Origin of the sequence: Amycolatopsis sp. 505 (assembly GCF_031625235.1) — a bacterium.
Taxonomy (GTDB): domain Bacteria; phylum Actinomycetota; class Actinomycetes; order Mycobacteriales; family Pseudonocardiaceae; genus Amycolatopsis.
On record NZ_JACKQP010000008.1, the window covers coordinates 516,786 to 539,793 of the forward strand.

10 protein-coding genes are annotated in these 23,008 nt (G+C 71.1%); 6 read left to right on the forward strand and 4 right to left on the reverse strand.

Annotated elements, in window-relative coordinates; translation table 11 throughout:
* The first annotated feature begins 7 nt into the window (after positions 1-7).
* Genes H5965_RS30320 through H5965_RS30345 form a run of 6 tightly spaced genes read left to right on the forward strand, consistent with a single transcriptional unit; the run spans position 8 to position 17,847 of the window.
* A complete protein-coding gene (locus H5965_RS30320) occupies positions 8-1,825 on the forward strand; it encodes an amino acid adenylation domain-containing protein (RefSeq protein ID WP_310973992.1) in 1,818 nt (605 codons plus the stop codon).
* A complete protein-coding gene (locus tag H5965_RS30325) occupies positions 1,822-9,288 on the forward strand; it encodes a non-ribosomal peptide synthetase (RefSeq protein ID WP_310973993.1) in 7,467 nt (2,488 codons plus the stop codon). The genes H5965_RS30320 and H5965_RS30325 overlap by 4 nt, the downstream gene beginning before the upstream one ends.
* Positions 9,272-10,528 carry an MFS transporter gene (locus tag H5965_RS30330; protein ID WP_310973995.1) on the forward strand — a complete coding sequence of 419 codons (1,257 nt, stop codon included), beginning with the start codon at positions 9,272-9,274 and terminating at the stop codon, positions 10,526-10,528. Before H5965_RS30325 ends, H5965_RS30330 begins: the two co-directional genes overlap by 17 nt.
* The gene (locus tag H5965_RS30335) at positions 10,525-11,481 is read left to right on the forward strand and encodes a pyridoxal-phosphate dependent enzyme (RefSeq protein WP_310973996.1); all 957 of its coding nucleotides are present in this window, start codon (positions 10,525-10,527) and stop codon (positions 11,479-11,481) included. The genes H5965_RS30330 and H5965_RS30335 overlap by 4 nt, the downstream gene beginning before the upstream one ends.
* 1 nt (position 11,482) lies before the next feature.
* Complete coding sequence (locus H5965_RS30340; protein ID WP_310973998.1) at positions 11,483-17,623, forward strand: non-ribosomal peptide synthetase; 6,141 nt, start codon at positions 11,483-11,485, stop codon at positions 17,621-17,623.
* Positions 17,620-17,847 carry an MbtH family NRPS accessory protein gene (locus H5965_RS30345; protein ID WP_310974000.1) on the forward strand — a complete coding sequence of 76 codons (228 nt, stop codon included), beginning with the start codon at positions 17,620-17,622 and terminating at the stop codon, positions 17,845-17,847. The genes H5965_RS30340 and H5965_RS30345 overlap by 4 nt, the downstream gene beginning before the upstream one ends.
* A gap of 454 nt (positions 17,848-18,301) precedes the next feature.
* Here H5965_RS30345 and H5965_RS30350 read toward each other — a convergent pair whose 3' ends face one another.
* The 4 genes from H5965_RS30350 to H5965_RS30365 all read right to left on the reverse strand — a co-directional run bounded on the left by H5965_RS30350 (position 18,302) and on the right by H5965_RS30365 (position 22,916).
* Entirely contained in the window at positions 18,302-19,675 is a 1,374-nt protein-coding gene (locus H5965_RS30350; protein WP_310974001.1) for a condensation domain-containing protein, read from the reverse strand.
* A 201-nt stretch (positions 19,676-19,876) separates the two neighbouring features.
* Positions 19,877-20,932 (reverse strand): 4-hydroxyphenylpyruvate dioxygenase, encoded by a 1,056-nt coding sequence (gene hppD / locus H5965_RS30355; RefSeq protein WP_310974003.1) that lies wholly within the window; start codon positions 20,930-20,932, stop codon positions 19,877-19,879.
* On the reverse strand, positions 20,932-21,144 hold the full coding sequence (locus tag H5965_RS30360; protein WP_310974005.1) for an MbtH family protein: 213 nt from the start codon (positions 21,142-21,144) through the stop codon (positions 20,932-20,934). Before H5965_RS30360 ends, hppD begins: the two co-directional genes overlap by 1 nt.
* Before the next feature lie 17 nt (positions 21,145-21,161).
* Positions 21,162-22,916: a non-ribosomal peptide synthetase gene (locus H5965_RS30365; RefSeq protein WP_310974007.1), complete on the reverse strand. Its 1,755-nt coding sequence runs from the start codon at positions 22,914-22,916 to the stop codon at positions 21,162-21,164.
* Positions 22,917-23,008: the final 92 nt, after the last annotated feature.

Genomic DNA, 23,008 nt, shown 5'->3' on the forward strand with positions numbered 1-23,008 from the left:
CGAACGGTTGCTGCACGAATTGTTCCACCGCGCCGCGTTGCGGCACTCCGAAGAGCCGGCGGTCATCCACCCGGGCGGGCAGCTGACCTACCGGCAGCTCGGCGACCGGGTGAACAGGCTCGCCGCCCGGCTGCTCGCGACGGGTCTGCGGCCCGGTGACGCCGTCGCGATCGTCATGGACAAGGGGTGGGAGCAGGTCGTCGCCTCGCTCGCGGTGCCCGCGGCGGGCGGGTTCTTCGTTCCGGTGGATCCGCGGGTGCCGCGGGATCGGTTGCACCACCTGCTCGACCACGCGGGCGCCGCCGTCGTGGTGACCCAGCCCTGTCTGGTCGAAGGGGTGGACTGGCCGGACGGCGCCGTCGTGCTGGACGTCCCGGACGCCGACCCGGGCACGCGGGAGCCGGTGAGCACGCCGGACCGGGGCCCGGACGACCTCGCCTACGTGATCTACACCTCCGGTTCGACCGGTGCCCCCAAGGGCGTGATGATCAACCACCGCGGTGCGGTGAACACCTGCCTGGACATCAACGAGCGGTTCGGGATCACCGCCGGGGACCGCGTGCTCGCCTTGTCGGCGCTGACGTTCGACCTCGCCGTGTACGACGTGTTCGGCGTGCTGGCCGCGGGCGCGACGATCGTCGTCCCGGCGCCCTCCCCGGCACCGGATCCGGACTACTGGGCGGAGTTGACCCACCGGACCGGGGTGACCGTGTGGAACTCCGTGCCCGCGCTGATGGAACTCGCGGTCGCCGCGGCGCGGCCAGGGGCATTGGCGAGCCTTCGCCTCGTCATGCTGAGCGGGGACTGGATCCGCGTCGGGCTCCCGGCCGACATCGCACGCGCCTGCCCGGACGCCAAGGTCATCAGCCTCGGTGGTGCCACGGAGGCGTCGATCTGGTCGATCCTCCACGAGATCGGCGACGTCGACCCCGCATGGACGAGCATTCCTTACGGGCGGCCGATGGCGAACCAGACCTTCCACGTCCTCGACAAGGCGATGTCCCCCTGTCCGATCGGTGTGCCCGGTGATCTCCACATCGGCGGCGTCGGCGTGGCGATGGGCTACTGGAATGCCCCGGAGCTGACCGCGGCGAGCTTTGTCGACCACCCGGAGACCGGCGCTCGGATCTACCGCACCGGTGACCTCGGGCGGTACTTGCCGGACGGGACGATCGAGTTCCTCGGCCGGGACGACTTCCAGGTGAAGATCCAGGGTTTCCGAATCGAGCTCGGCGAGGTCGAGGCCGCGCTGCGGCAGTCCACGGGTGTGGCGGACGCGGTCGCGGCGGCCGAGGTCGGCGACGGTGGTGCGCGGCTGGTGGCCTTCGTCCGGGGCGCCGACGGGCTGGATCCCGAGCAGCTGCGTGCGGATATGGGGCGGACGCTGCCCGCGTACATGGTCCCGTCGAGTGTGGCCGTCGTCGGCAGCTGGCCGCTGACGGGGAACGGGAAGGTGGACCGGGCCGCCCTGGTGCGCGGGCACCTCCCGGTCGCGGAGGGCGGTGGGGAGCCGCGGGACGCACTCGACGAGCTGCTGGCCGAGCTGTGGGCCGACACGCTCGACCGGGACGCGGTCGGCACCCGCGACAGCTTCTTCACGCTCGGTGGCCAGTCACTGCTCGCCGCCCGGCTCGTGCTGGCCATCAACGCGGTTCTCGACCTCGAGGTGCCGGTCCGGGCGCTGTTCGAGGCGCCCACGGTCGTCGCCTTCCGGGACTGGCTCGAGGTCAAGCCGGAGGTCGACGCAGACGCGCTGCTCGGCACCGCGGAGGCGTTGCTCGCCGACGGGTACGAGATGGACGAAGACGAGAGCACGGTTCGATGACCGCCTCGCCCAGGAGGCGTCCCGCCGCCGTGCGCGCGGCCTTGCGCAAGGCCGCCGCCGGGACCGGCGCCTACCCCGACGAGCAGCGTCTCGTGCCGTCCGCCGGCCAGGAGCGGCTGTGGTTCCTCGACCAGCTCTCCCCTGGCAGTCCGGCCTACAACGTGCCGCTCGCGTTCCGGCTGAGCGGCCCGCTCGACGTCGCCGCACTGGGCCAGGCCCTCGCCGCGGTCGTCACGCGGCACGACTCACTCCGCTCGAACATCGTCGCCGCGGATGGCACACCGGTGCTCACGATCACCCCGGACCACCGGGTCATCATCGCCGTCGACGACATCGGCAGCGACGCCGCCGGCGAGCAAGCCTGGCTCGGCAGGCACATCCGGGCGCCCTTCGACCTGGGCCACGACCCGCTCGTGCGTGCCCGGCTCGCCAGGTTCGGCGCGGATCACCACCTGCTGCTGGTGGTGATCCACCACGCCGTGTGCGACGGATGGTCCCAGGACGTCCTGGTTCGCGAACTGTCCACTGCGTACGATCAACTCGTCCGAACTGGACAGACGAACCTGCCGCCGGTGCCGGCACAGTACCCGGACTTCGCCGCGTGGCAGCGGGAGCGGCTCGCCGAGCGCAGCGCGGCCGAGCTGGCTCACTGGCGCGAGCACCTCGCGGGTGCGCCGGAGTCGCTCGAGCTGCCGACCGACTTCCCGCGCCCGTCCGCCGCCACCCTGCGCGGAGACGACCTGCCGGTCACCGTGTCTCCGGAGACCTCGCACGGGCTGCGAGCCCTCGCCCGGGCCGAGGGCACGACGATGTTCCCGGTGCTGCTCGCCGCGTTCCAGACGCTGCTCGCCCGCTACACCGGCAGCCGCGACGTGGTCGCGGGCACGCCCATGGCGGGCCGGGTCCGAGGTGGCACCGAGGATGTGATCGGGTTCTTCGTCAACACGGTGCCCTTGCGGGTCGACGTCGGCGACGCGTCGGTACGCGAGCTGGTGACCCGCTGCCGGGAAGCGACGCTCACCGCCTACGAACACCAGGAACTGCCACTCGAACTGCTCGCCGGCCGCGTGCGCGGCACCGGGCACGACACCCTCGTCCGCGCGCTCGTCCAGCTCGACGACGCACCACGCGTGCTCGCGGCGGGTGGCGCGGAGTGGACGCCGGTGGCGGTCACCAACGGCGCCGCCCGCTTCGACCTCGACTTCATGGCGGTCGACGGCGGGGAGCTGACCGGGCGGCTGCGCTACGCCCGTGACCTGTTCACCCGGGCGACCGCGGAGCGCATGGCGGGTCACCTCGGTCTGGTGCTCGCGGCGTTCGCCGAGGACCCCGACCAGCAGGCGCTGGATATTCCGCTGTGGACGGACGAGGAGCGGGCGCTGGTCCGCGCCGCCAACGACACCTCGGTGCCGGAATCCGGCGCGTGCCTGCACGAGCTGGTCTCCGCGCAGGTGGCGAAAACTCCGGACCTGATCGCCGTCGCCGACGAGCACACCGGGCTGACCTTCCGCGAGCTCGATCGGCGGGCCAACCGGCTCGCTCACCGGTTGCGCGAGCTCGGTGCCGGACCGGACATCCTGGTCGGGGTCTGCCTCCCGCGATCGACAGAGCTCGTCGTGGCCCTGCTCGCGGTCCTCAAGGCAGGTGCGGGCTACCTGCCGCTCGAACCCGACCTCCCCCCGGTACGGCTCGGACGCATGGTCGCCGATGCGCGCCCGGTCGCGGTCGTGACCGAGGCCGAGGCGACCCGCGCACTGCGGAGCACCGACCTGCCCCCGGTCGTCCTCCTCGACCGCGACGACCTCACGAGCTTCCCGGACGGAGCACCCGGCACCGGCGTGACACCGGATGCCACCGCATACGTGATCTACACCTCCGGCTCGACCGGGTCGCCGAAGGGAGTCGCGATCCCGCACCGGGCCGTGGTCAACCACCACCTCTGGCTCGCCGGCGAGCTGGGCCTCGACCGCGCCGACGTCGTCCTGCAGAAGACACCGTTCGGGTTCGACGTCTCCGTCTGGGAGCTGTTCCTGCCGCTGATGACGGGAGCGCGCATGGTGCTGGCCCGTCCCGGAGGCCACCGCGACCCGCGCTACCTCGCCGAGCTGATCGACCAAGCGGGCGTGACCGCGGCACACTTCGTGCCGTCGATGCTGCGGACCTTCGTCGACGCCACCGGAGTCCCCGCCGGCACGAGCCTGCGCGTGATCATCTGCAGCGGTGAGGCGCTACCCGGCGACCTGCGCGACCGGGTGCTCGCCGAGTTCGACGGCTCCCTGCTCAACCTGTACGGCCCGACCGAGACCACGATCCACAGTACCGGCGCCTGGGCGTCCACAACGGACCACGGCGCGGTCGCGTCGATCGGCCGTCCGATGTGGAACACCACGGCGCACGTGCTCGATCCCGACGGCCGGGAGGCGGGGTTCGGGCTGCCGGGCGAGCTGTACCACGGCGGGACCGCGGTCGGCCGGGGGTACCTGAACAAGCCGGGGCTGACCGCGGAGCGATTCGTGCCCGATCCCACCGTGCTCGGAGGCCGGCGCTACGCGACCGGCGACGTGGTCCGCTGGCGGCCGGACGGCACGCTCGAGTTCCTCGGCCGCACCGACCACCAGGTCAAGGTCAACGGGCAGCGGATCGAACCGGCCGAGATCGCGGCCGCCCTCGCCGCGCACCCGGCGGTGGGCGAGGTCGCGGTGCGCCCGGTCGCCGACCGGGCGGGCACCACCACACTCGCCGCGTACCTCACCGTCGCCGGTCCGGCGCCCGGACCGGCGGAGCTGCGTGCCCACCTCCGGGAACACCTGCCGGCAGGCTGGGTACCGCAGCACTTCGTCGTGCTGGACGCACTGCCGCGCACAGCCAACGGCAAGCTCGACCGGGACGCGCTCCCCGCACCCGAACCGGCACCGGCGAGCAGCACGCCCCTCCGGACCGATGGCGAGCGTGCGCTGGCCGGAATCTGGGCCGAGGTGCTCGGCAGGGCGGACATCGGCGCCGACGCCCGCTTCTTCGACCTCGGCGGCCACTCACTCCAGTTGATCCAGATGGTGGTGCGGCTCGAGCGCGCGACCGGGGTGCGGGTTCCGGTGCAAACCGCGTTCGAGGCGGCCACGCTCGCCGACCTCGCCCAGTACGTCGAGGAACAGGCCGGTGGTGAGAGCACGCCGCCGGTCCGCGTGTCGCGTCGAAGCGGCCCCGACGCGCTGTCATACGGCCAGGAACGGCTGTGGTTCCTCGACCGGCTGGTGCCCGGCTCCCCGGCCTACAACGTGCAGCTGGTGCTCGCGCTGCCCGAACTGCTGGACGTGCCCGCACTGCGGGCGGCACTCACCGAGGTCGTGCGCCGCCACGAGATCCTCCGCACCGTCTACGACGACACCGGCAGTGGCCCGGCCGGCCGGTTGCTGCCCGCCGAGCCGGTGCCACTTCCGGAGGTGGACCTGACGGCGCACGCGGACCAGGACGGCGCGGTCCGCGCCGCGGCCGACACCCAGGCGCGGCTCCCGTTCGATCTCGCCACCGGACCGTTGCTGCGGGCCGAGTTGCTGCTGCGGGCCGGTCGGCCGGTGCTGGTGCTGACGATGCACCACATCGTCACCGACGGCTGGTCGCTCGGGCTGCTCGTCGACGAGTTGGCCGCGCTGTACCACGGGCGCACGCTCGCCGAGCCGGCGCTCCAGTACGCCGACTACGCCGCGTGGCAGCGGGACTGGATGGCGGGCGAGCGGCTGGACCGCGAGCTCGACCACTGGCGGTCCGTGCTGGACGGGGCACCCGCGATCCTCGACCTGCCGGGCACCGGCGTCCGGCCACCCGTGCCGACCTACCGCGGCGGCATCCGGCGGTTCACGCTCGACGCCGGCCTCACCTCGGCGGTGCGTGCGGTGGCCATGGCGCACGGCGCGACGCCGTTCATGGTGCTGCTGACCGGGTTCACGCTGCTGCTCGCCCGGTTCGGCGGCACGGACGACCTCGTGGTCGGCACGCCGGTGGCCGGGCGTGCGACCTCGGAACTGGAGGACGTGCCCGGCTTCTTCGTCAACACCGTCGCGCTGCGCGCCGATCTGTCCGGCGCCACGACCTTCGCGGACGCGCTGACGGTCGTGCTGGACGCGGCAGTCGCCGCCTACGAGCACCAGGACGTGCCGTTCGAGAAGGTCGTCGAGGCGGTGGCGCCGCACCGGGACCTCGCCCACCAGCCGTTCCACCAGGTCATGTTCGAGCTGCACGCGCCCCGCCCGGCCGGCGGGACGTGGGCCGAGGTGTTGCCGGTCGGCGTATCCAACGACACGGTCAAGAACGACCTGACCCTGGTCGCCACCGACTCGGGCGACCGGTTCGACTGCGGGCTTCGGTTCGCCACCGACGTGTTCGCCGGTGCGGAGGCGGACGTCCTCGTCGAGGGATGGCGCACCATCCTGGCCGCCATGGTCGCCGACCCGTCCGCACCGCACGCCGACGTGTCGCTGCTGACCGCGGCGGGACAGGCCCTGCTCGACCGCGCGGGCGACACCGCCACACCGGTCCCCGACACCGGAGTGGCCGCGCTGGTCGCCGCACGGGCGGCGCTGCACCCGGACGCGGACGCGGTGGTGTGCGGGGACGAGGTCGTGACGTACCGGGATCTGGACCGCCGGGCCGCCCGGCTGGCCGGCCGGCTCACGGCATTGGGCGCCGGACCCGAACGGCTCATCGCGGTGCGGCTGCCGCGCGGCGTCGACCTCGTCGTCGCCCTCCTCGCCGTCTGGCGCACCGGAGCGGGCTTCGTCGCATTGGATCCGGAGCTGCCGCCGCGGCGGGCCGCGGACGTGCTCGCCGACGCACGACCCGACCTCGAGCTCACCGAACTGCCCCCACTCGAGGACGGGCCCGAGCCGCCGCCGCGGCTCGTCCACCCGGACGGCCGCGCGTACGTCGTCTACACCTCCGGTACGACCGGCACCCCGAAGGGCATCTCCGGCACCCACCGCGGAGTCGCCAACTACCTGGCCGATCTGAGCCGGGCCGGTCTCGTCACCGCTGCCGACACGGTGACGGCGTTGACCACCGTGTCCTTCGACGCGTCGCTGCGCGACCTGCTGCTCCCGCTCGCCGTCGGCGCACGCGTCGTCCTCGTGCCGGGCGGTGCGGCCGACCTCGACGCGGTTGCCGGCGCCATCGCCGAGACGACCGTCGTACCCGCCGTCGTGCCGTCGCTGCTGCGCATGCTCACCACACGCGGGAGGCAGTGGCCGGATCTGCGGACCGTGCTGGTCTCCGGTGAGCCGCTGCACCCCGAGGACGTGGCCGCGGTGGCGGCCGTCGCGCCGAATGCGGCCGTCTACAACATGTACGGGCCCAGCGAAACGACCATGACCACCACCCGCCACCGCGTACGGCCCGGCGCGACCGACCGGATCCCGGTGGGCACGGCGATCGGCAACACTCGTGTCGAGGTGCTCGACGAACGGTTGCGCCCGGTGGGGATCGGCATGCCGGGCCGCGTCTTCATCGGTGGCGCGGGCCTCGCACGCGGCTACCACCGGCAGCCGGGGCGCACCGCCGAGCGGTTCGTCCCCCACCCCACCAGGGCCGGGGAACGGATGTACGACACCGGTGACCGCGCCAGGTACCTGCCCGACGGGACTCTGCAGTACCTCGGGCGCACCGACCACCAGCTCAAGGTCAACGGGGTGCGCATCGACCCGAGCGAGATCGAGGCAGCGCTGTGCGCGCACCCCGCGATCGCCGAGGCCGCGGTGCACGCGCCCGGCGGCAGGCTGGTGGCGTGCGTGGTGCCGGCGGGCACTTTGCCCACGCCCCAGCGCATCCGCGCCGATCTGGCCGACCGGCTGCCCACCACCCACCTCCCGGCCGGTTTCGTCCCGCTCGACCGGCTCCCGCGCACCACGACCGGGAAGATCCGCCGCGATGCGCTCCCCGTACCCGCGGCGGAGGCGGTGACCGACCAGCACCCGCGCGACGGTGTCGAGGAGCTGATAGCCCGCGTTTGGTGCGACGTCCTCGACGTGCCGGAAGTCGGGGTGCACCAGGACTTCTTCACCCTCGGCGGACATTCGCTGCTCGCCGCACGGACCGTCGCCGGGCTACGGGAGTCGCTGGGCGTACTGCTGCCGGTGCGTGCGTTGTTCGAGAGCCCGACTGTCGCGGAGCTCGCGACGCGGGTCCGTGACGCGGAAGCCGACCCGCTGCCCGACCTCGTGCCGGCTTCGGGCGAGCCGGTGCTGACCGCCGCGCAGCGTCGGTTGTGGTCCCTGGAACGGAGTTCCGGGCGGTATGCGTGCTACAACGTGCCGATTGTCCGGCGGCTGCGCGGCGAGCTCGACCACGACGCGCTGGCGACGGCCCTCACCGGGCTCGTCGCACGGCACGACGCGCTGCGGACGGTCTTCCCCGCGCACGGCCCGCAGCTCCGGCCGCCCGCGCCGGTGCCGCTCGAGGTGGTCGACGTGGCTCCCGCCGACCTGGCCGGTGCGGTCGCGGCGCGGACCGGGCAGCCGTTCGACCTGGCGGCCGGGCCATTGCTGCGTGCGACGCTGCTGCGGCAGGGCCCGCGGGACCACGTCCTGTGCGTGGTCATCCATCACCTCGTCGCCGACGGGTGGTCGGTCGGCCTGGTTCTCCGCGACCTCACCGCGCTGTACCAGTCCACTGTGGAGCTTCCGCCGGTCGCGCGGTACGCGGACTTCGCCGCGTGGCAGCGGGCGTATCTCACCCACGAGTTCGTCGCGGCCGAAGTCGACCACTGGCGTCGCGAACTCGCCGGGGCCGGCTCGCTGTTCGAGCTGCCACCGGACTACCCGCGGCTCACCGGGGCCGCCCGGCCGGCCCGTGGCAGGGTGACCCGCACCCTCACCGCCGGGCAGAGCGCCCGGGTCCACGAGCTGTGCCGCCGGCTGCGGGCGACACCGTTCATGGTGCTCATGGCGGCGTTCCAGGCCGCGCTCGGCACCCGGTTCGGCCGGGACGACTTCACGGTCGCGGTGCCCATGGCCAATCGCGACCGCCCGGAGCTCGACGCGATGGTGGGGTACGTCGCGAACATGGTGGTGCTGCGGGCCGATCTGACCGGCCGGCCGGACTTCGCCACGCTGGTCGACCGCACGCGGGGCCGGGTGCTCGACGCCCATTCCCACCGCCACCTGCCGTTGGAACTCCTGCTCGACGAGTTGGCGCCCGACCAGGCCGCGAGCCACGCGCCGCTCGCGCAGGCGCTGTTCAACATGCAGGACTTCCCGCACCGGGCCGTCGAGGTTGCCGGACTGGAGATCGAGCACACCGGCCTGAACGAGGTCTGGGCCCGCTACCCGATCACGCTGTTCGCGCACGACCGGCCGGGAGGTGTGTTCCTCGACCTGATCTACGACCAGGAGCTGTTCGACCCGGGCCGGGCTGGGTCGCTCCTGGACACGATGGTGACCGCGACCGAGGCGGATGGCGATGACCTTGCTGCGTAACGGCCCGTTCGTGCGTCTGTGGACGGGACAGACGATCTCCGAGTTCGGCTATCACCTCTCGCTGGTGGCGTTGCCACTGGTCGCGGTGATCCAGCTCGACGCGACGGCCACCGAGATGGGGCTGTTCGTCGGCGTCGGCATGGCACCCATGGCGTTCGCATGGCCGTTCTTCGGGGTGCTCGCCGACCGGGTCGACCGCCGCCGGATGCTGGTCGCGACCTACACCGGCCGCGCGGTGCTGCTCGGTTCGCTGCCGGTCGCGGCGCTATTCGGCCTGCTCTCCATGCCGTGGCTGATAGTCGTGTACTTCCTGGTCAGCACGCTGCACGTGGCGTTCAGTGTGGTGTCGCCCTCGCTGCTGCCCGCGCTGGTGAGCGGGCGCGAGCTGGTGGACGCCAACAGCAAGCTGGAACTCACCCGTTCCGCCGCGATGATCGTCGGTCCGTCGATCGCCGGGTTCCTCGCGGAGTTGCTCGGCGCCGCCAACACCGTCGCCATCGACGCGGTCTGCTACCTGGCGGCAGCCGGGTTGATCGTCACCCTCACCGTGCCGAAGCGGGCGGGGGCGGCGGAAACGACCGCGGCGCCCCCGGCGGCCTCGGTCTGGCGGGACATCCGCGAAGGCCTGTCGACCGTGTTCGGCGACCGGCTGCTGCGCCCGATGGCGATCTCGTCCGGGATCATGAACGCCTTCTTCTACATCCGCACCCCGATCCTCGCCCTGTTCGTGCTGGAGGACCTCGGTTTCTCGGCCGGGAGCCTCGGGCTGATCCTGGCCGCGGCCGGGCCGGGCGCGCTGGTCGGCTCGTTCGTCGTGCGCAGGGTCAACGGCCGAGCCGGCCTCGGCACCACGGTGACCTGGGCGGCGTTCGTCGCGGGCGGGCCGGTGCTGATCGTCCCACTGGTGCCGGACAACAGCTGGTGGAGCCTGGGGTTGCTGATCCTGTCGACCTTCACGGTGAGCGCGGGGGTGCAGACCTACAGCATCAGCCTGGTCAGCGCGCGGCAGATCATGACACCCGACCACCTGCTGGGGCGGGTGAACGCGACGTTCCGCTGGGTCGCCTGGGCGGCCACCCCGGTCACCGCGGTGGTGAGCGGGCTGCTCGCGGAGCTCTTCGGGCTGCGCGGGGCGATTGCGGTCGCGGGCGCCGGACTCCTGCTCCCCGCCCTGTTCCTGGCGTTCTCACCAGTCCGCGGCACCCGGATCGTCCCAGGCCTGGCGGGACAGCCGTCATGACGCTCGCCCACGACGACATGATGCCGCCGGCGGAGTACCTGGGCGCCCACCGCACGGCCATCGAGGAGGCGGCCCGGCGGGTGCGGTCCCGCATCCGGCACACGCCGCTGCGCGCGCTGCCCTGCGGGACCTGGCTCAAGCTCGAGTCGATGCAGGTGTCGGGGTCGTTCAAGATGCGCGGTGCGTACAACGCCCTGCTGCGGCTGCCCGGTCACCCCGCGGGTGTGGTCGCCGCCAGCTCTGGCAACCACGCCAAGGCGGTGGCCACCGCCGGGCGGGCGCTGGGCATCGCGGTGACGGTCGTGGCACCGGAGAACGTGCTGCCCACGAAGCTCGCTGCCGTCCGCGACCTCGGCGCCGAGGTGATCACCCACGGCGTCACCTTCGGCAACCGCGACGGGCTGGCCCGCGCGATCGCCGCCGAACGCGGCTGGCCGTTCGTGCACTCCTCCGACGACTGGGACGTCATCCATGGTCAGGCCACAGTCGCCGAGGAGGTCATGGCCGCGGTCCGGGATCTCGCGACCGTCGTGGTGCCGGTCGGCGGTGGCGGCCTGCTCGGCGGTACCGCTCTCGCGGTCAAATCCCGCGCCCCGCACGTCGCGGTCATCGGGGTGGAGCCGGAACGGGCCGCGGACGCCGCGGCCAGCCTGCGCACCGGCAGGCTGCACCGGCTCCACGGCGAGGCCGACACCATCGCCGACGGGGCCCGGGTGGCGAACCTCGGCGAACGGCCTTTCGAGGTCGTCGTCGGCAGGGGGCTGGTCGACGACATCGTCACCGTCTCCGAGGACAGCATCCGCACCGCGTGGCACGCCATGGCAGACGTGCCGGCCGAACCGACCGCGGCGCTGCCGCTCGCCGCGCTGCTCGACAGAGCGGTTCCCGCCGGCACCGGCACGGTGCTGGTCATCAGTGGCGGCAACGTCAAACGCCCCGCATCGGAGACGTGAGATGGACCTTCGCCCGACCCCGGATCTCATCGAGGAACAGTGCCACCGCGCACCGGACGCGACGGCGGTGACGTTCGAAGGCACCCACCTCACCTTTGCCGAGCTCGATGACCGGGCCGCGCGGTTCGCGGCCCGGCTGCGCGAGCTCGGCGTCGGCGCGGAGACGGTGGTCGGCGTGTGCCTGCCGCGCGGCATCGACCTGATCGTCACGCTCGTCGCGATCTGGCAGGCGGGTGGGGCGTACGTGCCGCTCGACCCGGACTACCCGAGGGAGCGGCTGCGGTACATGGTCGCCGACGCCGCCCCGGCGGTGCTGGTCACCGACAACACCGACCGGGCGGGAGCGCTGCTCGACGACAACGAGCACCGGCCCGAGCTGGTGTGCCTCGACCGGGACCGCGGCACGGTCCTGGCCGGGCCCCGGATCGACCTGCGCGTCCGTACCGCGCCGGACAACCTCGCTTACGTCATCTACACGTCGGGCTCGACCGGGCGGCCGAAGGGCACGATGCTCGACCACCGGTCGGTGGCCAACTACCTTGCGTGGACCAGGGATCTGCTGCCGGTCGGCGCCGGCGATGCCGTGCTGCTGCGCACCGCGATCAGCTTCGACCCGTCCGTGTGGGAGCTGTTCCTCCCGTTGACCACCGGCGCCCGGCTCGTCGTGCCGAAGCAGGACGGGCACCGCGAGCCCGACTACCTGTCCGCGTTGATCGCCAGGGAACGAGTCACGGTCGCGCAGTTCGTGCCGTCGCTGCTGCACCTGTTCCTCGACGAGGCCGACCCGGCCTCGTGCGCGAGCCTGCGCTGGCTGGTGGCGGGCGGCGAGGCACTGCCCGCCGCCCTGGCCGACCGGGTGGCGGCGGCGCTCGACGTCGAGTTCTACAACTTCTACGGGCCGACCGAGACCACGATCTCCTCGACGTTCGCCCGGTGCCGGGGCGGCGAGTCACCCGTGCCGATCGGGGTCGCTGTGCCCGGCAACACGCTGCACGTGCTCGACGAGCACCTGCGCCCGGTCCCGCCCGGCACACCGGGTGAGCTGCACATCGGGGGCGTCGCGGTGTGCCGGGGCTACTTCCGCAGACCTGGCCTGACCGCCGACCGGTTCGTGCCCGATCCGACCGTGCCCGGCGGACGCCTGTACCGGACCGGTGACCTGGTCCGCGAGCGTCCGGACGGGCAGCTCGACTACCTCGGGAGGCTGGACAACCAGATCAAGGTCAACGGAGTCCGGGTCGAGGCGGGCGAGATCGAGGCGGTGCTCACCGGCCACCCGGGGGTCGCGGCCGCCGTGGTCCACCAGCGCGACGGACGGCTCGTCGCCTACGTGGTGCCCCGTCCCGGCACGCCGGGGCCGGGCGCGCGGGAGCTGCGCGAGCACCTCGCGGACTCGCTGCCCGCCATGGTCGTGCCGCGGTACTACGTGACGTTGCCGCGTTTTCCGCTCAACCCCGCGGGAAAGGTCGACCGAGCCGCGCTCCCCGCGCCCGGCCCGGAGCGGGCCGAGGAGCACGTCGCGCCGTCGAACGACCTCGAACGGCGGCTCGCCGGGATCTGGTCGGCGGTACTGGGTGCCGACGGGGTCGGCGTGACCGACCACTTCCTCGACGTCGGCGGGCACTCGCTCGCGGGGATCCGGATCGTCACCAGGATCGCGCGGCAGCTGGGCGTCCGGCTCACGCTCGCCGACCTGTTGCGTGCCGGCACGGTCGCGGGTCTCGCCGACCTGATCTCCACCCGGGGGCGGGACGCGGCGGACGAACCGCGGCCGCTGCCGCGTGACGGACGGCCGCTGCCGCTGTCGTTCGCGCAGCAGCAGCTGTGGTTCGTCGAGCAGGTGGGAGACCAGGCAGGCACCTACAACCTGGCGCTGGCCCTGCACCTGTCCGGGCCCCTCGATGTCGACGTGCTGCGCGAGGCGGTCACCGGGTTGCTCGCCCGCCACGAGACGCTGCGAACGACCTTCCACGCCGAGAACGGTGTGCCGTACGCCCAGGTGCACCCGCCCGAGGCGGTGAGGATGGCGGTCGAGGACGTCGCACCGGACGAGGTGGCCGCCGTGCTGGCCGAGGAGACCGCGCGGCCGTTCGACCTGGCGACGTATCCGCTGGTGCGGGCCCGGGTCCTGCGGGTCGGCGCGGACGAGCACGTTCTGGTCGTCGTGGTGCACCACATCGTCGCCGACGGAATGTCGTTGGACGTGCTCGCTCGCGACCTCGGCTCGATCTACGCGGGTGCGGAACTGCCCGTGCCCGCCATGCAGTACGCCGACTTCGCCGCCTGGCAACGAGAGCGGCTCACCGGCGCTCGCCTCGACGCCGGGCTCTCGTACTGGAAGTCCGCTTTGGATGGTGCGGAGCTCGTGCTCGACCTGCCGAGTGACCTGGTGCGCCCGGCGGTGCAGAACTTCCGCGGCGGCCGGGTCTCGTTCACCGTCGACGGCATCTTGTGTGCCCGGCTGCGCGAGCTCGCCAGGGCCGGGCAGGCCACGCTGTTCATGGTGCTGCTGGCCGGCTACCAGGCACTGCTCGCCCGGTACACCGGCCGGGACGACGTGCTGGTCGGTTCCCCCGTCTCCGGGCGGGACCACGTCGACTTCGAGCCGCTGGCCGGGCTGTTCGTCAACACGGTCGTGTTTCGCACCTCGGTGTCCGGCGACCCGAGTTTCCGGCAGCTGCTCGATCGGGTGGCCGCGACCGCGCTCGGCGCCTACGCGCACCAGGACGTGCCGTTCGAGCGTCTCGTCGAGGCGCTGGCACCGGACCGCGACCTCACCCGGCATCCCCTCGTGCAGGCGCAGTTCGTCGTGGAGAGCGATCCAGCGGCCGGCTTCGCCGTACCCGACCTCGCCGCGCGCTCGGTGCCGGTCCCGGTGGGCGGGGTCAAGTGTGACTTGCGGCTCGCGGTGACCGTGCACGCCGGCGGCCTGGCCGGGACGCTCGAGTTCGACAGAGACGTCGTCGACCAGGCTTGGGCGGAGACGTTCGTGGCGCACTGGCTGCGGCTGCTCGACCTCGTCGCCGCCGAACCGGACCGCCCGGTAACGCGCGTGCCGCTCACCCCGGCACCGGTCCCGCGACGGGTCACCCCCGCGGTGGCCGACCCGTGGGAGCCGGTGGCCCGGCAGATCGCCGCCCGGCCGGACCGGGTCGCGGTGCGTGCCGCCGGGACCGACGTCACGTACGCCGAGCTCGGCGCCCGCGTCGACCGCCTCGCCACCCGGCTCGTGGCGGCCGGTGCGGGACCGGAGACGCTCGTCGCCGTCCACCTCGGCCGGGACGCGGAGCTGGTCGTCGCCCTGATGGCGGTGTGGCGGGCCGGAGCGGGGTTCGTGCCCCTCGACCCGGAGCACCCGCCCGCTCGGCTGGCCGGAATCCTCGACGACACCCGCCCCGGCGTGTTGCTGACGAAGAAACCTCTGCCGGGGTTCGCGGGCCCGGTGGTCCAGGCGGGCGACCTGCCGGTCGACCGGATCGCGGAGTTCCCCCGGGCCGAGCCGGACAGCCTGGCCTACGTCGTGCACACGTCCGGCTCGACCGGGGCGGCCAAGGGGATCGCGGGCACGCGCCGCGGCGTGGCGAACTATTTCGCGGATATGCGGCGGCGCGAGTACGCGGGCCCTGGTGACACCGTGGCGGCGATGACGACCGTCTCGTTCGACGCGAGCCTGCGCGACCTCGTGTTCCCGCTGACGGTCGGCGCGCGGATCGCGCTGCTGACCGACGGGGTGGCCGATCTGGACACGGCCGTCGACGTGCTCGCAGCCGAACCGGTGAGCGTGGTCGCGTCCGTCGTCCCGTCGGTCCTGCGGGTGCTCACCGGCCACCTCGCCCGGCGCAGGGTCACACTGCCGGCGCTGCGCACCGTCCTGGTCAGCGGCGAGCCGCTGCACGCCGGTGACGTACTCGACCTCGCCGTGGTCGCGCCCTCGGCGCGCGTGGTCAACATGTACGGCCCCAGCGAGACGACGATGACGACCACCGCACACGAGGTCCGGGCGCCCGCGGTGCACCGCCACGTGCCCGTCGGCCGGCCGATCGACGGCACGTGGGTCGAGTTGCTCGACGACGGGATGATCCCGGTGGGCGCGGGCCTGCCCGGCCACGTCTACGTCGGTGGCGCCGGCCTGGCCCGCGGCTACCACGGCAACCCGTCGCTGACCGCGGACCGGTTCGTGCCCCACCCGACGCTGCCGGGGCAACGCCTCTACCGCACCGGCGACCGGGCCAGGTACCTGCCCGACGGCAACCTGCAGTACCTCGGGCGGTCCGACGACCAGCTCAAGGTCAACGGCGTCCGCTTCGACCCGGCTGACGTGGAGGCAGCGCTGCGGGCGCACCCGACCGTCGGCCGGGCGGCCGTCGCGGTGCACGGGGTGCTGGTGGCGTACGTGGTCGCGGACCCCGCCGTGGCGGCGGTCGCGGAACCGGTCGTGCTGCGCGCGTTCCTCGCCGAGTCGCTGCCGCACGCGCTCGTGCCGTCGGCATACGTGCCGCTGACCGAGCTGCCCACGACACCGACGGGGAAGCTCGCCCGGCGCGCGCTGCCGGCCCCACCGGAGCCCGCGATGGCAGGCGGGCGGGCGCCGGAAACGGAGGCGGAACGGGTCCTGGCGGCCGTCTGGGCGCAGGTGCTCGACGTGCCGGCACCGGCGGCGGACGCCAACTACTTCGCGCTCGGCGGCGACTCGATCCGCGCCATCCAGATCGTCGCGCGGGCGGCGAGCGCCGGGCTGCACCTGACCCCGCGGCAGTTCTTCGCCCACCAGACGATCGCCGAGCTCGCCGCGGTCGCCACACCGGTCGAGGCACCGGTCGCCACACCGCCGGAGTGGGCCGCCCGGCGTGCGGCGATCCTGCGCCGCGACCCGGCCGCGGCGGACGCGTACCCGCTGGCACCGACCCAGGAAGGCATGCTCTTCCACGTACTCGCCGAACCGGGCAGCGGTCTGTACGTCAGCCAGACGGTGTGGCCGCAGGAGGGTCTCGACCCGGACACGTGCACCGCGGCGTGGGCGGAGCTGGCGCGCCGCCACCCGGTGCTGCGCACCCGTTTCCTGCTCGACGACCGGCAAGAACCGTGGCAGGTGGTGGACCGGCACGCCACATCGGCCGCCGACGTCGTCCTCGGCACCGCCTGGCCGCCGGACACCCACCGCAAACGGCTCGAGGAACTGTTGATGGCCGACCGCATCCGGGGCTTCGACCTGTTCGAGGCGCCGCTGGTCCGGCTGACCATGGTCGACCTCGCAGACGGGGACTGGGTGGTCGCGTTGACCAGCCATCACCTCGTGCTGGACGGCTGGAGCCTCGTCGCGCTGGTCGACGAGTACCTCACCGTGTACGACGCGCTCCGCGCCGGGGCACCCCCACCGCACGACCCGGCGCCGTCCTGGTCGGCGCACATCGCGTGGCTCCGTGCGCAGGACCACGAGCGGGCCCGCCCGTTCTGGCAGCGGTACCTGGCGGGCTTCCGCGAGCCGACCCCACTGCCGTCGCACGCGTCCGGCGGGCCGGGGCACGCGCAGTGCGAGCGCCTGCTCGACCTCGGTGACCGGCTGACCGGGTTCACGAGGGCACACCGAGTCACCGCGAGCACGGTGCTGCAGGCGGCGTGGGGTCTGGTGTTGTCCCGGTACGCGGGCACCCCGGACGTCGTCTTCGGCGTGACGCGCAGCGGCCGGTCAACGGAACCGGACAACACCCGCATGCTCGGGATGTTCATCAACACGCTGCCGGTGCGGGTCACCATCCCGGCGGACGGGGACCTGGTGACGTGGCTGCAGGACAACCAGCGCCACCAGGCGGAGCTGCCGTCGGACCACACACCGCTGGTGCGGGTGCACGGCTGGAGCGAGGTGCCGGGCAATGTGCCGCTGTTCGAGACCATCCTGGTGTTCGAGAACTATCCGGTGCGCGAGTCGGCCCGCGAACGACTCGCGCCGGCGGGCGCCACCGCGGTATCCGCGAAGACGTGGACGAACTACCCGTTCACCCTGGTGGTCACACCGGGCGACCGGATGCGCCTCGAAGCCGTGTTCGACCGAGGGCGGTACGACGACCGCTTCGTGGCGCACGTGCTCGCCAACTTCGAAGCCGTGCTGGACAACATCATCACCGACACCGAGGAGCCGCAGTGACGTACCGGGTGGTCGTCAACGACGAGGAGCAGTACTCGATCTGGCCGGCGGACCGCGAAGGCCCGCCCGGCTGGACCGCGACCGGGTTCACCGGCGCGAAGGAGGAGTGCCTGTCCCACATCGACGAGGTATGGACCGACATGCGCCCGGCAAGCCTACGGCGCGCCATGTCTACTTCGGACGGACCGGTCACGGGACAACGTGTCTCGAAGCACCCGGGCTAGCTGGACAGCCGGGTGTAGGCGCGGAGTTAGCCAATGCTCGGGGCGCAGGAGGATGCGGACCACGCGTCCGGTGGCGCCGGTGCGCTTTCGATGTGGGCGCCGGCGCCATCGGGGCCGAGGTAGCGGCTGGCGAGACCCAGCGTTGCTCGACGGCGACGGGGTCCTCGATCGCGATGATCGAGCCCTCGCTGAGGCGTGCTGCAGCTCAACCAGCTCGGTATGCTCCGGCACCCGGTTGGACGCTGAATTTGCGGCAACGGTGACCGCTATTGGGGTGAGCTCAGCCCCGCTGATGGCGTCCGCACTGCAGATCAGCACTGTCGCTCACCCTGGCCCAGCGGCCGTCGAACCCCTCAACTCGTCCACAACTGACGACGCCGAATGAGAGGCTGGGTCAGATCCTTGTCGTCGAATGGGCTCGTCACCGCTGCGCCAATCGCTCGACCAAATCACGTCACGCACTTCGCAGAAGCAGCACCACGTCGTCGGGGCCGGTCACCAAGTTCTTCAGTTCAGCACGGAATCGGCTCACCCACTGCGCGATACTGCTTCGGTCAACGAGCCCGTCCTTGTACGCGATGTTACCGATGAGCTCGCCCGTCGTGTCAATGGTGAGTGTCCACAATACGCCGTCCGGGATATCCGACGTGCGTGATTGTGAGCCGATCCGCCGCCGGATCTCGCTGTACTCCAGGTCCCCCACTCGGGTGCCGTCGAGCGGGAAGGGGAAGGGAAAGACTTGGAAGATGATCGGCACCTCATTGTCCACCGCCATCGGCCGCATGAACTCGGGTGCTTCGCCCGGGATCGCCGGAATGTCGTGGACGTATGCCTCCAGACAGGTGTTTCGAGTGAGCTGCAGCACGTCCCGATACTTGGCGCATGCCGTGACATCCACGCGGATCGGTACGAAGTTGAAGAACAGACCGACCGCCTCGTCGAAACGGCCATATTCGCGGCCAGGCGTCAATGTCGGGGTGGCGATGTCCGTCGCCCCGGACAGCCGGTTGACCGCGATCGTGAAAGCGGCGAGGAGCACCATAAAGGAGGACCCGCGCACTTCCCTGGCCAGCGCGGACACGCCGGCCATCAGCTCAGCGTCCACTTCGAACCGGTACATGGCTGTTGTCTGCGGCAAGCCCATCGATCGCGGCCGGTCCGCGGGCATGGTCAGGGTTTCCCCACCTCGCAGCTTATCCTGCCAGTAACGACGCGACGAATGCTCGGCGGGACCGCCCAATCTCGCAAGCTGCCACGTCGTGAAGTCGCGATACTGCTGCGGCTCTGCGAGCTCATGGCCCCCGTGTCCGGTCCGGGTCGCATACCGGGCCGCGAGATCGCGAAAGATGACCTGCACGGACCACCCGTCCGCGGCCGCATGGTGCACGACGAGCACGAGCAGGGCGTCGTGGTCGTCGAACCGGTTGAGGACCGCGCGAAGTTTCGGTACCGAGGATGCGTCGAAGTCGGCCGTCTCCTCCTCGACGAGCAAGGCGTCGATTCGGCGTCCCCGCTCTTCCGGCTCGATCCCCGGAAGATCCCGAACGGTCAGCTCCGCGGGAGCCGGCTGATGGACGACCTGGCACCGCGCTTCCGGATCGCGGATGATCACAGAGCGCAACGCATCGTGGCGCACGACGATGTCATCGAGCGCGCTCTGCAATGCCTGCACGTCGACCTGTCCATGGATGCGCCACCCGTGGACGATGTGGTGACGAGGACCGAACGGCCCCTCGGCGTCGCCCTGATCGAGGGCACAGAGGAACTCTTGATTCGCTGACAGCGGCCACCGCTCGCCGGCGCCGGTCGAAGTGTCCATGGTCGTCATGGTTTCTTACCTTCTTGCCAGGTGTTTCAGGCCGGTCGTGGGGTTCGCGGCACTCAGGGGTGCCGGGTATGACTTTCCTGCCTCTGCCGCTGATGGCCCAGGAGGATTGGCCGCCCGGCGCCCCCGAAGACTTGACCGCTGATGGGGAGGTGCGAGGACCTCAACGCCGATGGCGCGGCGCTGGCGGAAACGTGTCATCGATCATGCTGCGTCCTCGACGGCACCGTGGCTTTGCTCGACCGCCTCATAGAGCGCCTTGATGTTTCCGCTCCCGAAGGTTGTCGCGCCAAGGCGTTCGATCAGCTCGACGAAGAAGGTATTGCGCGGGGTGACCGGCTTGGCGAAGATCTGGAACAGCTGCCCGTCATGGTCCTCATCAGCCAGAATGCCACGTACGCGCAGATCTTCTACCGAATGCCTTTCCAGCTCGATCCGTTCATCCAAACGGTCGTAGTACCGTCCGGGCGTTGAAAGGAACTGAACACCAGCCGCCTGGACCTGGTCGACCGCCCGCACGATGTCCGGCACCCGGAGCGCCACATGCTGGATCCCGGCACCGGCGTGGTCACGCAGGAAGGTGTCTATCTGGCCTGGCGACTTGGTCAAGTCCGGCTCGATCAGAGTGAAGGTGACGGCGCCGGAGGTACTTTGCACAACCTTGGAATTCATCGATTGTCTACCGACGAATATCTTCTCCTCGTACACGACGCGGAAGTCGAGTACCTCTTCGTAGAACGCCACGGTGGAATCGAGCTGCCCGCCGGGCAGGCAGACAGCGAAGTGGTCGATAGCAGCAGCGCCGATGTCACGCGCGGAAGGCGAACCGGCCGGGGGAAGCGGTCCGCTCGCGGCGCGCTGCACGAAGGTATGGGCGACATCCGCAAAGGCCAAGATACTCGCCGTCACCACCCCGTCATCTTCGGTCGGCCCGTGTAGCGGTACAGCGCCACGACTTACCGCCTCGTGGAACGCAGTCCGAGCGTCGGCCACGCCGAGCCCGATGTCGGCGACTCCGTCTCCGTGCCGGGAGACGTAGATGGCGGCCTGATGGTCAGGTACACGCGGCTCGGTGAGCAGCAACCGGATGTCATCGCGCCCAACTCCGACGGTGCGGCTTCGGCCGTCTTCGATCCGCTGGAACTCCGAGAAGGCATAGCCTCGGGTCCACAGGTCCGCCGCTGATGCGGAATCCTCGACGAAGAACCGAACGTGGTCGACCTTCATGCCCGTGTAGACAGAGTTCTGCTCGACCGCCATCACGCCACACCCTGGTTACGGCCGGCACCACGTGGGCGGAGGTCGGTCCAGTTCATCGCGACGTAACGCAGACAGGACGTGCGATCTGTCGCAGCGAGGGCCACCCGCCAGCCCGCGGGCGCCACCACGAACTCGGGCCAGAGAGAGTGTTGACCGGCTTCGTTGACCAGCACGACGAACTGGCCGTCCTCGCGGTCGAACGGATTCGACATATCCGGAATCCTTCCTGTTAGCTCGCCCTGGCGACCTGGTCGCCGTGAATCGCGGTGATGTGCTGGTCAATGAGCGCGACGGTGGGGACATCGAATATCTCCACTACGCTGAGCTTCACGCCCAGCTCAGCCTCGATGCGCAACACGAGCCGCGCCGCCTGGAGCGATTGACCGCCCAGATCGAAGAAGCTGTCGTCGAGGCCGACTTGGTCGACATTCAAGGTCTTGCTGAAGATGGCGCACAGCGTTTCCTGACGTGGGCTGAGCGGCGCGCGATGTTGCTTGGCCCGGTCGAACTCCGACTCCGGCAGAGCATCTCGATCCACCTTCCCGTTGACGGTCACCGGTATCGCGTCGATGGCGGTGAACGCGGCGGGCACCATGTAATCGGGCAGAGCCCTGGCCAGGTGGGTGCGCAGCTCGCCGAAGTCGACGCCGCCCGCACAGGGGACGACGTAGGCGGCCAACCGCTGATCCTCGTCGCTCGAGGTGCCGACGACCACCGCATCCGCCACGGCCGGATGCGTTCGAAGGGCGGCCTCGACCTCTCCCAGCTCGACCCGGAAGCCACGGACCTTGATCTGCTGGTCAGCCCGCCCGAGGAACTCGAGCGAGCCGCCGGCGGTCTGCCGGACCAGATCACCGGTACGAAACATCCGCTCGCCTGGAGCGCCGAACGGGTCCGCAACGAACCGCTCCGCAGTGAGATCAGGGCGGTCGACATACCCCCGCGCCAGGCAGCCGCCCGCAACGTACAGTTCGCCGACCCCACCTTCGGCTACTCGGTTCAAGCTCTCATCGAGCACGTAAAGTCGCTTGTCATCGAGAGCCTGACCGAGCGGGACGAAAGCACCGACCTGCGCGTGCTGCGTCAACGACAGCTGGGTGGCGAACAGAGTGGTCTCAGTCTGTCCGTACATCACTCTGACCCGGATATCCGGATTTGCGGAAAGGATCCGACGCACCGCCTCTGGCGAGACGACGTCACCACCGGTCATGACTTCACGCACGGATGAAAGACAGGTGGGATCCTCCTCGGCAACGAGCCTGAAGAGCCCCGATGTCAAGTGAACTGCGGTCGCTTCGCCCCGCCTGAGATCGTCGCGCAGCGCATCGATGTCGAACTCGCCCGGGTGTGCCAGGACAATTTGTCCACCGCGCAATAACGGTGCCCACAATTCAAACGTTGACATTCCGAACGCATACGGCGCGATCATCAGGATCCGACTGAACACCGAATCGTTCCAGGTCTGGTCTTCGATCAGCCCGATCACACTGCGGTGAGAAACTCCGACACCTTTGGGCGCGCCGGCCGATCCTGAAGTGAAGAGAACGTAGGCAAGCTGGTCCTCGGCTACCGAAACCAGCGGTTCGGACTCTTGCGCTTGTTCCGCGTCGCTGGTCGTGATCACCTCGCCGAAGCTGGACAGCGTGGCCGCGGGCGTCGAGCCGTCGGTGATTACCATCCGCACCTTGAGCTGGTCGCTGATCGACCGCAGTCGCTCCGTCGGCATCGTTGTGGCCAGGGGCACATACGTGGCGCCCGCCTTGATCACCGCGAGGGTCGCAACGACCAGGTCGAACGACCGGCCGAGACATACCGCTACGGGCTGCTCCGCTTCCACTCCACGCTCGATCAGAAGGTTGGCCAAGCGATTGGCCCGGCGGTTCAGTTCATCGAAGGTCAGAAACCCGTCGGCCGACCGCACGGCAACCGCTTCGGGCCGCCGGCGAACCTGATTCAAAAAGGTCTCTGGCAGTGTAGAGGCCATATCGAAGCTCCCATCGGCATATTTCCCGGCGCGGCAGGACCGCCGGTCTGCACAAGTCCATGCCGCTCCGGCCTGCCCTACTCTCTGAGTCT